This window comes from Leifsonia sp. SIMBA_070, assembly GCF_046534635.1.
In the GTDB taxonomy this organism is placed as follows: Bacteria; Actinomycetota; Actinomycetes; order Actinomycetales; family Microbacteriaceae; genus Leifsonia.
This window is the reverse complement of record NZ_JAWRYK010000001.1, coordinates 251,014-262,824: the sequence shown is the minus strand read 5'-3', so window position 1 is coordinate 262,824 and position 11,811 is coordinate 251,014. Positions and strand designations below refer to the sequence as shown.

The window sequence follows — 11,811 nt, the reverse complement described above, 5'->3', positions numbered from 1 at the left end:
GCCATAGAAGCGGAGCTTTCTCAGCCCTGTCGACAGAATCGCGGGTTTTTCACCCTCGATTCACCCTCGGTCGACAAGCGAGGGCGGTTTCGCGTCGGCTCCCCGGCCGATCTCGCGGAGGCTGCGGTCGAGCACGGTGATCAGCAGGAACACGGCGGAGACCCCGATCACGACCCAGCCGAGCACGTGCAGCCCGCCGGTGCTCGCGAGGGCGCCGTAGACGTTGCCGTAGACGACGGATGCCACGATCGCACCCAGGTAGAAGAAGGTGCGCAGCAGGCCGGCCGAGGAGGCGATCCGCTCCGGCTGGGCCTGGTAGTAGAGGGTGTTCTGGATGGCAAGGTTGTTGAGGCCCTGCGGGATGCCGAGGACGAGCATGGTCACCACGAAGAACCAGATCGGCGTCGCCCCGGTCATGAAGAGCACCAGGATGCCCGCCACGAGCTGGGCGATGGAGCCGATGAGCAGCTTCCACAGAACTTCGGGCCGTCGTCCGAAGGCGAGCGCCACCGCGATCCCCGCGGCGAACACCGGCAGCAGCACGAGCCCAGCGCCGGTGGGGCTCAGCGCTCGCCCATCCTCCAGCCACTGCGTGAAGCCGTAGACGAAGGTGTACGAGATCGTCGCGGTGAGCAGAGAGCGCGTGTAGGTGAGCAGCAGCGGTCCGTTGCCGCCGAGCACCCGCAGGTCGATGAAGGGCGCATCCACCCGCAGCTCCCACCACACCAGGGCGGCGCCGGCGGCGAGCGCGACCGCGAGCATCCACAGGGTCGCCACCGAGATGTTCTGCAGGAACACGAGCAGGGCGAGCATCGTCACCGCGAAGAAGACGATGCCCAGGACGTCGATACGGGGCCGCTGATCGCGAGGCGGCTCCAGCCCCGTGACCCGCGGGAGGAGGATCCAGCCGAGGATGACGCTCGCCAGCCCCAGCGGCAGGTTCACCGCGAATGTCGCCCGCCACCCCCACGCCCCGATGAGGAGTCCGCCGAGAGTGGGCCCGATGACGGCGACGGTCTGCGTGGTGACGGAGAGGACGGTCAGGATGATGGCCGGCGAGGCCACCCCGGTGCGCTTGCCCTCCGCCCGGATCAGGTGCATCGCGGCGGGGTACCCCGCGCACGTGCCCAGCCCGAGCACGACGCGCGCGACCACCAGCCACCAGATGCTGTCGTGCGACTCCGGGATGGCCAGCCCGATCGCCCCCGCGAGCGCCACCAGCGCGCCGCCCGCGAGGAAGAGCCGCTTGACGCCGTAGATGTCGACCAGCCGGCCGACGAGCGGTTGACCGATGGCCGTGGCGAGGTAGAGGCCCGAGACGAGCCACACCGTCTCGGATGTCGGCGCCCCGAGGGCGATGCCGATGGGCGCGAGCGCGACCGCGATGATCGCGGTGTTGATCGGGTTGAGGACCGCGCCCAGCATCATCGGAGGGAGCAGGCGGCGGTCGAAGCGGTGCGGCGGCGGCGGCTTGAGCGCCATCAGTCGAGGATCCGTTCCAGGATGCCCGTCGCGGCGGAGAGGGTGCGGAGCTCGTCCGGCGACAGCTGCTCGGCGAGTGTCCCCTCGAGCCAGGCCAGGCCGGCCTCCTTCTGACCGGCGACCTGCGCCCATCCCGCCTCGGTGAGGTCGACGATCTGCCGGCGGCCGTCGTTCGGGTCCTGACTGCGGGTGACGAGGCCCAGCCCTTCCAGCGCCTCGACGATCGCCGCCATCGACTGCGGGCGGACGCGCTCGGCCATCGCCAACGCGCTCACCGTCGACACCCCGCCCTTGCTGAGCCGGGACAGCGCCGAGGCCTGGGAGGGGGTGATCGCCTCGGCCGTCGCCTCCCGCAGCTTGCGGAGCAGACGGGCGAGGACCGTCCGGAGGTCGACGGCGACCTGCTGCGGAGCTGCGTCATCGTTCGTCGTGGTCATATAGACAGCCTAGACTGCACAGTTTCACCTGTCCATTCGTGATGCGAGTAGGCAGCCGTACTCCCCCGGGTGACGACCAGCGCCGGAACCTGCACCCCCGGGAGGATTCGCCTGATCGGCCGGGCTTTTACCGTGAGCACTGGAGGACGTTCCTCCTCAGGATCGAAGGAGTCACTCATGGCAACCATGTCCCCCACTGCTCCGGCCGCACCTCGCCGCACGAGCACCGTCCGACGCAACGCTCTCCTGTTGACAGCGGGCGCGCTCGTCATCGCAGCCGCGACGACCGTCGTCGCACTGATCGCCCAGGCGCTCGGCGCCGGCGACTTCCCCGCCCTCAAGCCCGCCGTGTACATGTCCTTCGCGATCGCCGGCTTCCTGGCCGGCTACGTCGGATGGCGCATCGTCCGCGCACGGGCCGCCCGTCCCACCCGCGCCCTGCGCCTGCTGGTCCCGCTGCTCCTGGTCGTGTCACTCGTCCCGGACGTCGTGCTCCTGGTGACCGGGTTCATCCCTGGGACGACGGTCGCCGGCGTGATCGCCCTGATGCTCATGCACCCGATCGTCGTGGCCGTCGGCGTCCCGCTCTTCCAGCGGATCGCTCCCGTCGCCTCCTGACGGCAGCATCCGATCGCCGGCGCGGCTCCCGTAGTACTCGGACGGGCCACGCATCAGGTCGCGCATCGACGTGCCGAGCCCGACCCCGTACACCCGTCGCTCTCCTTACGTCGCCTGCTGGTCGGCGCCCGACAGTGCGGCGAGCGCCGCCGCGACGCGGCGTTCGCGCGTGTCGGCGGCCCTCAGGGTTCACAGCTTGCCACGGACCACCGGCGCGAAGCACGACGTCGGGAGCGGCGTGCTCACCAGGGCACCGTCTCCCCGTTGCGGTCGAGGTACTGCAGCCCGGCTGCGCCCCGCTGCGCGTCGACCGTGTCGACCAGCGGCGGGATGCTGTCCGCGATCTCGAGCGGGGCCTCCGCGCCGCCCATCGCGGTCCGCACCCAGCCGGGCGCCATCAGCAGCAGGGTCCGCCGGTCGTCCCGGTGGCGGGCCGCGTAGCTCCTCATCAGCTGGTTGAGCGCCGCCTTCGTCGCCCGGTACACCTCGAAGCCGCCGGAACGGTTGTTGCCGATGCTGCCCTGACCCGACGACATGACGGCGATCGTGCCCTCAGGATCGACCAGGTCGTCGAGTGCCTCAACGACGCGGATGACGCTGAGCACATTCGTGTTCATCATCCGGTCGAAGTCGTCGTCGGCGATCTCGGCCGCGATCTGAGCCCTCGGCGCGAGCGAGGCGCCCGCGACGATGAACAGCAGGTCGAACGTGCGGTGCCGCAGCCGGTCGGCGAGTGCCCGCACCCCCTCCACCTCGGTGATGTCGACGTGCTCGATCTCGACCCGATCGGTCATCCGCGCGAACTCGTGCAGCGGCGTCGGCGCATCGCCGCGCACCGTCCCCACGACGTGCGACCCGCGCGCGGCATACTCCTCGACGATGGCCTCGCCGAGGCCTCGGGAGGCGCCGATCACCAGCACCGTTCGGTTCGGGCTCGCAGTGGGAGTGTGCATCCGGATCTCCTTGAGGGCGCATCGCGCGCCCATTTCGCTCAACAGGTGTTGAGTCGAACCTAGCACGTTCGCTCATCATCTGTAGAGTGAAGCCATGGATGAGCCCCTCACGCGCGCCGAACGCCGGGCTGCGACTGCGGCCCGGATCCTGGAGGCCGCCCAGGCCGAGTTCGGGGCGCACGGTGTCGACGGTGCGACGGTGCGTGGGATCGCGCGTCGAGCCGGCGTCGACCCCTCCCTGGTGCTCCAGCACTACGGATCGAAGCAGGGCCTCTTCGAGCTCGCGGTACGGCCGGCGCCGGAGCTGACGGAAGATCAGGTGCCGCAGCACCTCGCGGAGGTGCTCGATCTGCGGCTGCGCGAACTGCCGCCGGCGACCCGAGCGCTGCTGCGGTCCATGCTCACCTCACCCGAAGCGGCCTCCGTCATGGGCGACTACCTGCGGGAGCGCGTGCAGAACCTTGCGCGCACCAGCGACCGGGACGACGCGGACGTCCGCGCTGCAGTGCTCACCGCCAGCATCCTCGGGATGACTCTGGCGCGGCACTTCCTCGGCCTCACGGAACTCCAGCGCGTCGACGCCGGCTACATCGCCGAGGTCGTCGAGCCCTGGTTCGCAGAACTGCTCTGACGGCGCCCGATCTTCGGCGTACCGTGCGGTGCATGCTGAACCAGGAGAACGGCCCCGACGAGCACGATGTCGACCTGCCCGCCGTCTTCGTGCTCCTCGCCGACGCGCTCCGGCCGGAATTCGACGTGATCGACACGATGGATGTCCTCATCGAGGCGAGCACGCGCTTCACGTCTGCGGCCGAGGGAGGCATCATGCTGGCCGACCGCGACGGCACGCTGCACGTCGTCGCCTCAACGAGCGAAAGCGCCGCAGAGACCGAGGAGTACCAGCTGTGGGTGGCCGAGGGGCCCTGTCTGGAGACCGCGCACACGGGCACCCTCCTGGACATCCCGGATCTGCGCCAGGAGGCTGACCGCTGGCCGCACTTCACCCGCATCGCGGCCGACCGCGGCTTCGTCGCCTCGCACACCTTCCCGCTGTCGGTGCGCGGCGAGACGATCGGCGCGCTCAACCTGTTCTCGACCCGGCTGGGGAAGCTCGACGACCGGGAGACCTCGCTGATCCGCGCCCTCTGCGAGGTGGCGACCATCGCGGTCCTCCAGCAGCGGTCGCTCCACGAGCAGACCGTCCTGTCCGAGCAGCTGCAGCAGGCGCTGGACAGCCGGGTGCTGATCGAGCAGGCGAAAGGCGTCATCGCGCAGAAGCACCGGGTGCCGATCGACCAGGCGTTCCGGATGCTGCGCACGCACGCTCGCACGACGAACGCCCGCCTGCACGACGTCGCCGACGCGGTGGTGAATCGGCGGCTGTCGCTCTGACGCGGCCAGGCCGGCGTGGCCTGGTCAGCCTTCGGCGGCTTCCTCCGCCTCTTCCCCATGCTTGACGATGTCGCCGTCCTGGAACAGAATGCCGCGCGCCGTCTCGCGCCACTGCGGCTTCGCCCGCAGCAGGAACTCGAGCTCCATGCTGAAGTGCTTGTACTCCTCGGCGAGCGAGTCGAGCATGATGGCGCGGGCCGTCGGGTCCTTCTCGACGGCGATGCGCTGCTCATACCAGCCGATGGCCTCCGACTCCTCGGACAGGCTTGCGCACATCCGGGCGAAGGTCCGCGTCTGCTCCGAGAGCTCGGCGGGCGGCTCGTGGTACTGATCCGTGGGCATCGGTGCAACCTCCCTCGGCGCCGGGCGGCGCCTCAGCAGCGAACGTACGCCTCCGGTCCCGCCCGGCGGGTCGGAATGAGAGGACGCTCAGCGTGTTGCGGTTGCGGTTGCCGCGCCGGGAAGCCGATCTCCTGAGAACAGGACCGCCGGGCGCCGCCCCACCACGGACAAGCGCGGGCTAAGGTCATACGTATGGCGAGCGAAGCGACGGACACGTCCCGGCTGATCCCCCAGCGCCTCCCAGCGGAGCGGCTGGGAGTGGCGGTGGTCGCCGAGCTGGTCGAGCTGATCGTCACCGGCCGGCTCAAGGAGGGCGACCTCCTCCCGCCGGAAGGCCCCCTGAGCGAGCACTTCGGCGTGAGCCGCACCGTGCTGAGGGAGTCCGTCAAGCGCCTGGAGGAGAAGGGCCTGGTCATCGTCTCCCAGGGCCGCGGAACCCAGGTGCGCGCGCCCGGCTACTGGAACATGCTCGACCCGGTGGTCCTGTCCGCCCTCATCGACAACGACGAATCGCTCGGCGTGCTCGATGAGCTCACGGTGGTCCGGGCGAGCCTGGAGTCGGCGATGGCGCGCTCCGTCGCCGAAGCGCACTCCGCCGACGAACTGCGCCGCCTGGAGAACGCGTTGACCGCCATGCGCGAGAGCGAGTCGGAGACCGACTCGTTCCGGCAGGCGGACGTGGTCTTCCACTACGCGCTGATGGAGATCTCGGGCAACCGGCTCGCCGAGAACATCGCCAAGCACCTGTACAAGCGGGCCGTGGAGTCCAGCCGGTATCAGGGCATCAACCCGCCCGACGCCGTCGCGAAGACGCTGGACGAGCACGCGGCGATCGTGGAGGCCATCTCGCGCAACGACCCCGCGGCGGCCGAGCAGGCCATGCACGACCACATCCACGTCTCGTGGGAGCGGCGGCGCCTCCCCGACCACGCTCCGCGCACCCGCGGAGGCGGTCAGGCTTCCAGCGAGTAAGCCTCCACGGCGGTCCCGCCGAAAACCCGGTCGGCCTCGGCCGCCGAGAGCCCGGAGAGCAGCGACGAGACCGCGTCCTTCCACAGCGGCGCGCCGCCGCCCAGCTCGGCGAGGGGCCAGTCCGACCCGTACATCAGCCGCGACGGGCCGAAAGCGTCGAGTGCCACGTCGATGCGCGGACGCAGGCCGTCCGCCGTCCACGATCCCGGCGCGAGCCCCGAGCTGAGCCCCGACACCTTGCAGAACACGTTCGGCGAGCGTGCGAGGAGGCGCAGGGCAGCCTCCCACTCGCTCGCATCCAAGCCGGGCACCGGCGGTCCGCCGAGGTGATCGAGGACGAAGGTCAAACCCGGATGCCGTCCAGCGACCTGCGCCGCCTGGCCGAGCTGCCAGTCACGGACGACGAGGTCGAAGGAGACGCCGACCGCTTCCAGCACGTCGAGCCCGTGTCCGACGTCGGGCCGCAGCAGCCACTGCGGGTCCGGATCGATCTGCGCGAGATGCCGGATGCCGACCACCGGTACGGTCGCCGCCTCCCGGATCCGGTCCAGCTGCGCCGCCACATCCCCGGTCAGGTCCACCCAGGCCACCAGCCCGGCCACGGCCTCCGGGTCCGCGGCCGCGAGCCGGATGCTCTCGTCGAGACTGTTGCTCGCCTGCACCACGACCGCCCGGCCGCATCCCGTCGCGGCGAGCATCGCACGGAGCTCGGCCGTGCCGAAGTCGCGGTCGATGGCGCCCATGGTCGCGGGGTCGATCCAGTCCTGCGGATCGGTGGCGCGGTTCCACAGGTGCACGTGGGCGTCGATCCGCGCGCTCACTCCAGGTGCCACACTTCGTCGATGTGCTGCCACAGGGCGCCCGGCTCGCGCTCCTCCGCGATCCGGACCTGACAGGGGTCGGTCAGCGTCCACCACTCCTGCGAGACCGGATCGTCCGCGATGCGCTGCAGGTCGGCGTCGTGGTCGTCGCCGACGTACTCGTAGTACGCGAACAGGATGTCGCCGAAGACGAAGATGCTGTAGTTGCGGATGTTCGATTCGCGCAGCTTCTGCTCCACACCGGGCCAGACGGCGCGGTGCAACGCGAGGTACTCCTCGCGCTTCTCCGGCCGGACACCGACGACGAGGGCGTGACGCTCGGGCGCGCGCGTCATGAGACGGGCCTCAGCGGGTTGCCGGGGAGGTCGATGACGTCGGGTTCGGCCACGAGCCGCAGGGCCGCGCGCTCCGGCCGGATGTGCGGACCGGTGGCGGGCGGTGTCGCTGGCGAGACGCCGGCGACCTGCATCAGCGACTCGTCCACGAGGATGCCGAGCCCCGGCCGGTTGCCCAGCACGATGCCGCCGTCCTCGAACCACTGGTCGACGTCCAGCCCGACCGGGTGGTGCAGATCCTGCACCTCGAAGGTCAGCAGGTTCGGCACGGCCGCGGCGGCATGTGCGACCGGGTTCGCGTTGAACGCAACGGGGCTGACCGGGAGGTCGCGGCCGTGCGCGAGGGTGGCGACGCGGAGGAAGTGGGTGATGCCCCACACGTTACCGACCTGGACGATGTCGACGGCGTTGGCGTCCAGCAGCGGCCGGTACTGCTCCAGCCCGGTGAGGTTCTCGCCACTGGCGACGGCCGCCCGGATCTTGCCCCGCAACGCCGCCATGCCTGCGGCGTCCCAGCGCCGCAGCGGCTCCTCCACCCAGGTGAGGTCGAGCTGCTCCTCGATCGCGGTCACGAAGCGCGCCGCCTGCGCCGTGTTCCAGGCCTCGTTGGCGTCGAACATGAGCGCCGGCCGCCGCGAGTTTCGGCTGAGGATGTCGCGCATGATCTCCAGGCGCGGCAGGTCGCGGTCGATGTCGCGACCTCCCTTGAGCTTGCCCGCCTTGAAGCCGCGGTCGGCGAAGTCGGTGTACAGGGTCACCAGTTCGTCGTCGGTCAGGCCGAACTCCAGCCCCGAGGCGTAGCCGGGGATGAACCGGTCGCGCGCGCCGAGCGTGCGCCAGAGCGGCTCGCCCGCGGCCTTGGCCTTGAGGTCCCAGAGCGCCATGTCGACGGCGCCGATGGTCCCGAAAGTGGCGCCGGAGTGCCCGGCCTTGAAGACCCAGTCGAGCATCCGGTCGTACAGCGCGACGACCGCCCGCGGGTCCTCGCCGTCGATGGCCGGGAAGACGCGGGCGATGTCGCCGTGCGCGCCCAGGCCAACGCCTTCGAGACCGCTGTCGGTCTCGATGATCAGCACGGGGACGGGGGTGGTGTGCCCGCTCTGGACACCGTTGACGTCGCCGGTCAGCCTCCCCCAGTCATGGACGGTGGTGAGGCTGCGGTAGCCGGTGATCTTCACGTGCGGTTCTCCTCGTGTGCGAGCGTTGTCATTCCTTCGTCCCCCCTGCGGTCATCCCCGTCACGAGGAACCTCTGCGAGAAGAGGAAGACGATCAGGACGGGCAGGATCGAGACGATGGTGGCCAGCGCCAGGGTCGGCAGCTGCACCGAGTCTGACCCGGCGGAGCTGGGGTTGAAGGCGGGCGTGGCGGACAGCAGCGAGCTGAGGCCGACCTGGATGGGGTAACCATCGCTCGAGGGCAGCATCACGAACGGAAGGAAGAAGTTGTTCCAGTTCTGCACGAAGCTGAAGAAGGCCACCAGAGCCACGATCGGCGTCGCCAGCGGCAGGGCCACCCGGGTGAACACCTCCAGCTCGGTGCATCCGTCGATGCGGGCGGCGGCCAGCAGGTCGCGCGGGATGCTGGTCGAGAAGTAGATGTAGGTCAGGTAGACGCCGAACGGGAAGAACGACATCGGCAGGATCACCGAGAGCGGGCTGCCGATGAGCCCCACGGTGTTCAGCTCCAGGAAGACCGGCAGCACCAGCGCTGTGCTCGGGATGAGCATGACGACCAGGGTGAGCACGAGCAGCGCCTTGCGCAACCGGAACTCGGTCAGCGCCAGGGCGTACCCGGCCGGGATGCTGACGACCAGGGTGATGACCAGCGCACCGAGCGCGTACATCGCCGAGTTGCCGATCCATACGGTGACCGCGCCGTCCTGGAAGCCGAACAGCTGGTTCCAGTTCGCGACGAGGTCGGCCCACGAGCCGAACGAGAACGGGTTCGCCACGGTGAGCGCGTGCGACGACTTGGTCACGGCCAGCAGCAGCCAGACGATCGGGATCGCGAAGAACAGCACGAACAGGAGGAGGACGACGGCCCCGATGGTGCGCCCGCTCCATCCGCGCAGGTTCACTCTGCGCCGATCGGTTGAGAGTGCGGTCATGGTCATTCCTTCTCGAACAGGCCGCCGCGGGTGACGAACACCCACGACAGCAGGAGCGCGACGATCAGCAGGAGGAGCGAGATCGCGGCGGCGCCGTTGAAGTCGTTCTGCTGGAAGGCGTACTGGTACGCCAGCTGGTTCAGGGAGTAGTCGTTCGGCACGACGGCGTTGCTCGCCTGGCTGAGCAACTGGGGTTCGACGAACAGCTGCGTGCCGGCGGCCAGCGACATCACCGCCATGTACGCGATCCACTTGCGGAGCATCGGGAGCTGGATGCGCAGGCCGATCTGGAACGCGTTGGCTCCGTCGATCCTGGCCGCCTCGATGATGTCGGTGCTGATGTTGTTCAGGGCGCCGTACATGATGACGATCCAGCCGCCCGCGCCGGTCCAGAACGCGATGATGGCGAAGATGAGCGGCAGGTTGCCCGGCTGGATCACCTGCACGAAGCTGTTCAGGCCGAGCAGGTGCAGGAGGCCGCTGACCGGGCTCGCGGTCGGGTCGAGGACGAACAGCCAGAGCAGCACGCTCGACGCTCCGGCGAGCGCACCCGGCAGGTAGTAGATGAACCGCAGGGAGGTGCTCGCCCACCGGGCGCGCAGTGCGTGCACGATCAGGGCGAGGGCGACGACGAAGATCAGCAGGCCGATGAGCCAGATCACCAGGTACAGGGTGACGTGCTGGACCGCCGGCCAGAACCGGAAGTCGCCGATCACCTTCACGAAGTTGTCGAAGCCGGCGAAGCCCCCATCGCTGTTGGTGAAGGCGAGCACGACCGCATAGAGGGACGGGAGGATGCCGAAGGCGAGAGCGAGGAGCGTGTAGAGCGAGACGAAGACGTAGCCGATGGGCGTCCGTCCAGGGGCACGTCCCGCACGCCGTGCCGACCGCCGGCGCTCGGGGGCGCCGACGGTCAGCTGGTCGCTCGGAGGAGCGATGGTCATGTCACTTCACCGTGTATCCGTCGACCTTGGCCTGGTTCGTGATGGCCTCCTGCCACGTGGGAAGCAGGGAGACGATCGACTTGCCGGAGGCCACAGCGGGCGTGATGGTCTTCGCCCACACGGCCTCCTGGCTGAAGATGCCGTAGCCCCAGCCGTCCCAGACCTGGGAGGCCGCAGTGACGACCGGCTTCAGCGGCGCCGCGTAGTACTTGCTGGCGTCCTGCTTGGCGACCCACTTCTCGGCGGCCGACGCGTAGGCGGGATAGCCCGGCGCGAGCTGCACCTGGTAGTCGTCAGCGGTGGTGACGAACTGCACGAACTGCTCGGCCGCCTTCAGGTTCTTCGAGTGGCTGGAGATGAACCAGGTGCCGCCTCCGACGTTGCCGGTGACCGGCTTGTCGTCGCCCTTCCAGGGCAGAGGCGCTGCCGCCGCCAGCTGGCCGGCGGGCACGTTGAGCGACTGCGGGTTGTTGAAGATGGCGCCGGCGTACCAGGCGGGGCCGGGCATCATCAGCACCTTTCCGGTGTAGTTCTTGATGAATTCGGGGGTGAAGACGCTCACCGCGGGGACGGTGCCATTGGCGCGGAGGGTGTCGAGCATCGACGCGGCGCGCTTGCACTCCGTGCTGTCGGTGTTGACGGTCACGCTCTTCGGTCCGGTGATGTTGTTGGCCTCGCACTTGCTGGCCCACATGAACACCTCCGGCGTCCAGGCGTCGCCCGCGGTGCCGATGATGTAGCCCGGGTGCTCCTTGGCGACCTTCTCACCGAGAGCCTGATACTCCTCCCAGGTGGTGGGGACGGAGTAGCCGAACTGGTCGAGCAGCGCCTTGTTGTACCAGAGCACCGCCTGAGCGAGGTCGTTGCGCAGGCAGTAGACGTGACCCTCGACGGTGCAGGGGTTGAGCGAGCCGGGGGTGAAGCCGCTCAGCGTGTCCTTCGGAACCAGGCCCGAGTCGAGCTGCGCTGCGAACGCCTGCTTGCCGTTGGTCTTCTGGCTGGCCCAGGAGGCGTCGTTGTTCTGGCTCGAGAAGACCACGTCCGGCCAGCCGCTGCCGGCGCGGTCGAAGAGTTGCATCTTCGTCCGGAACGAGTTGGAGCCGTTGGCCGACCCGTCGTAGGTCACGACCTTGATCTTGGTGTCCGGGTTCGCCTTCTCGAATGCCTTCGCCGCGGCCTGACGGTCCGCGTCCACCCAGACGGTGATCGTCGAGGAGGTGTCCTGCTTGGCTTCGGGAAAGCCGTACGACCCGTTCCCTGTGCTCCCGCCGGAACTGCATCCGGTGAGGGCCAGGAGCGCCGTCGCGGCGCCAAGTGCGGCTACGGTCAACGCCGATCGGCGGCGTGAACGCACCACAGTGTGGATTCCGACCATGAGATGTCCTTGTCTTGTCGACTTCGTTGAC

At 69.3% G+C, this 11,811-nt stretch carries 14 protein-coding genes; 4 read left to right on the top strand and 10 right to left on the bottom strand.

The features are described from left to right. Positions 1-60 precede the first annotated feature (60 nt). Both SB754_RS01190 and SB754_RS01185 read right to left on the bottom strand, forming a co-directional pair. Entirely contained in the window at positions 61-1,482 is a 1,422-nt protein-coding gene (locus tag SB754_RS01190; protein WP_410780525.1) for an MFS transporter, read from the bottom strand. Continuing rightward, positions 1,482-1,919, bottom strand: coding sequence for a MarR family winged helix-turn-helix transcriptional regulator (locus tag SB754_RS01185; RefSeq protein WP_410780524.1), 438 nt, complete (start codon positions 1,917-1,919; stop codon positions 1,482-1,484). The genes SB754_RS01190 and SB754_RS01185 overlap by 1 nt, the downstream gene beginning before the upstream one ends. Positions 1,920-2,096: 177 nt before the next feature. On the opposite strand from SB754_RS01185, the gene SB754_RS01180 reads away from it, so the two are divergent. Beyond that, a complete protein-coding gene (locus SB754_RS01180) occupies positions 2,097-2,537 on the top strand; it encodes a DUF6069 family protein (RefSeq protein ID WP_410780523.1) in 441 nt (146 codons plus the stop codon). 242 nt (positions 2,538-2,779) lie between these two features. Here SB754_RS01180 and SB754_RS01175 read toward each other — a convergent pair whose 3' ends face one another. Further along, positions 2,780-3,490: an SDR family NAD(P)-dependent oxidoreductase gene (locus tag SB754_RS01175; RefSeq protein ID WP_410780522.1), complete on the bottom strand. Its 711-nt coding sequence runs from the start codon at positions 3,488-3,490 to the stop codon at positions 2,780-2,782. A gap of 94 nt (positions 3,491-3,584) precedes the next feature. Between SB754_RS01175 and SB754_RS01170 the strand changes: the two genes are divergently transcribed. Together SB754_RS01170 and SB754_RS01165 are read left to right on the top strand one after the other, a co-directional pair. After that, positions 3,585-4,121, top strand: coding sequence for a TetR/AcrR family transcriptional regulator (locus SB754_RS01170; protein WP_410780521.1), 537 nt, complete (start codon positions 3,585-3,587; stop codon positions 4,119-4,121). Between the two features lie 32 nt (positions 4,122-4,153). Then, positions 4,154-4,882, top strand: a complete 729-nt coding sequence (locus SB754_RS01165) for a GAF and ANTAR domain-containing protein (protein WP_410780520.1) — start codon at positions 4,154-4,156, stop codon at positions 4,880-4,882. Between the two features lie 24 nt (positions 4,883-4,906). On the opposite strand, the gene SB754_RS01160 is transcribed toward SB754_RS01165, so the two are convergent. Beyond that, entirely contained in the window at positions 4,907-5,224 is a 318-nt protein-coding gene (locus SB754_RS01160; protein WP_410780519.1) for a hypothetical protein, read from the bottom strand. A 192-nt stretch (positions 5,225-5,416) separates the two neighbouring features. Here SB754_RS01160 and SB754_RS01155 point away from each other — a divergent pair, with 192 nt between their 5' ends. Continuing rightward, positions 5,417-6,196 carry a FadR/GntR family transcriptional regulator gene (locus SB754_RS01155; protein ID WP_410780518.1) on the top strand — a complete coding sequence of 260 codons (780 nt, stop codon included), beginning with the start codon at positions 5,417-5,419 and terminating at the stop codon, positions 6,194-6,196. Here the strand turns inward: SB754_RS01155 and SB754_RS01150 are convergent. The 6 genes from SB754_RS01150 to SB754_RS01125 are packed head-to-tail and all read right to left on the bottom strand — an operon-like array spanning position 6,178 to position 11,780. Further along, positions 6,178-7,017 carry an amidohydrolase family protein gene (locus tag SB754_RS01150; protein WP_410780517.1) on the bottom strand — a complete coding sequence of 280 codons (840 nt, stop codon included), beginning with the start codon at positions 7,015-7,017 and terminating at the stop codon, positions 6,178-6,180. The two genes, SB754_RS01155 and SB754_RS01150, sit on opposite strands and share 19 nt — an antisense overlap. Further along, on the bottom strand, positions 7,014-7,352 hold the full coding sequence (locus SB754_RS01145) for an L-rhamnose mutarotase (protein ID WP_410780516.1): 339 nt from the start codon (positions 7,350-7,352) through the stop codon (positions 7,014-7,016). Before SB754_RS01145 ends, SB754_RS01150 begins: the two co-directional genes overlap by 4 nt. Next, entirely contained in the window at positions 7,349-8,530 is a 1,182-nt protein-coding gene (locus SB754_RS01140; RefSeq protein ID WP_410780515.1) for a mandelate racemase/muconate lactonizing enzyme family protein, read from the bottom strand. The genes SB754_RS01145 and SB754_RS01140 overlap by 4 nt, the downstream gene beginning before the upstream one ends. Before the next feature lie 28 nt (positions 8,531-8,558). Continuing rightward, positions 8,559-9,461, bottom strand: coding sequence for a carbohydrate ABC transporter permease (locus SB754_RS01135; RefSeq protein WP_410780514.1), 903 nt, complete (start codon positions 9,459-9,461; stop codon positions 8,559-8,561). A gap of 2 nt (positions 9,462-9,463) precedes the next feature. Beyond that, positions 9,464-10,405, bottom strand: a complete 942-nt coding sequence (locus tag SB754_RS01130; protein ID WP_410780513.1) for a carbohydrate ABC transporter permease — start codon at positions 10,403-10,405, stop codon at positions 9,464-9,466. A gap of 1 nt (position 10,406) precedes the next feature. Continuing rightward, positions 10,407-11,780, bottom strand: coding sequence for an ABC transporter substrate-binding protein (locus SB754_RS01125; RefSeq protein WP_410780512.1), 1,374 nt, complete (start codon positions 11,778-11,780; stop codon positions 10,407-10,409). Between the last annotated feature and the right edge of the window lie 31 nt (positions 11,781-11,811).